General features: G+C 62.5%; 1 protein-coding gene and 1 pseudogene. Both read right to left on the bottom strand.

Annotation, left to right across the window (positions count from 1 at the left end; genetic code table 11):
* Positions 1–239 (bottom strand): annotated as a pseudogene (locus RhoBH5_RS32575) (acyl-CoA desaturase); the annotation flags it as partial.
* Between the two features lie 35 nt (positions 240–274).
* On the bottom strand, positions 275–1,000 hold a 726-nt coding region (locus tag RhoBH5_RS32570; RefSeq protein ID WP_270009645.1), incomplete at its 5' end, for a flavin reductase family protein.

The raw sequence follows: 1,000 nt of genomic DNA, 5'->3' as shown, positions 1-1,000 counted from the left end.
AGGAAGCCGAGGTACATCAAGCCGCGACCCGCGACCTCGAAACCACGCTGCGCCTTGATGACACGATAGATGTACTCCCGATCCTCAGCACCGAGCGAGGCGACGGTGCGATCACGCAATGCGTCCAACTCACGGCCGATCTCCTCGACCTGCTCGTACGTCAGGACGACGGGAGCGTCGTCCTTCGCATCGGAACCGTTGCCGAGGAACGGGAGGGTGGGAAGTGAAAGTCCAAACATGTCGGTCTCCAGACAGTCGTGTGGAAAATGGGACTTCAGATGTCGACGGTGACGTCGCCGACGGGAGCGCTGACGCACAGCTGGATCTTCTTGTCCGGCTCGTCGTCTGTCTCACCGGTGCGCACGTTTCGGGTACGACCCGCCTTCTTGACGGAGGTGCAGGAGAAACAGATTCCCATCCGGCATCCGTATTCGGGATTGAGGCCCGCAGCTTCTGCTTGTTCGAGAAGTGTTTCGCCGGAGTTCTCGGCCGCCACCCCACTTTTGGTGAATGACACCTCGCCGCCGGCCTCACCCGGCTCGGCCACCGCCGGCGCGAACTCCTCGGTATTGAGCAAGTGCTCGACGTCGACCTCACGGAACACCTCACGCACTCCCCGCATCAGACCGGGAGGCCCGCAGAGATAAGCCTGGGCGTCGATCGTGTCCGGATCGGCGATCCACGGAGCCACGGCGTCGAGGTGCCCGCGATCGAAGAAACCTTCGAGGTCACCTCCACCGCTTTCGGTGTACACGAGTACCAGTTTCACGTTCGGGTTCTGCTCGGCGATGGTCTTCAGCGCGCGCGTGTACGCCACGTCGGCATCGGTGTTCGCGTAATGCACGAACACGATCTCGCCCGAGTGCTGCTCCTCCACCAGCGTCCGAAGCATCGACATGACCGGGGTGATTCCACTGCCGCCACTGATCAACAACACCCGACGCGGGCGGTCGACGGGAAGGGAGAACACCCCGTCTGCCTGCGAGAGGCTGACAACGAG

The organism is Rhodococcus sp. BH5 (assembly GCF_027583855.1).
GTDB classification, from domain to species: Bacteria; Actinomycetota; Actinomycetes; order Mycobacteriales; family Mycobacteriaceae; genus Rhodococcus_F; species Rhodococcus_F qingshengii.
Note: the sequence above shows the minus strand (reverse complement) of the source record. Positions and strands in the feature narration are given on the sequence as shown.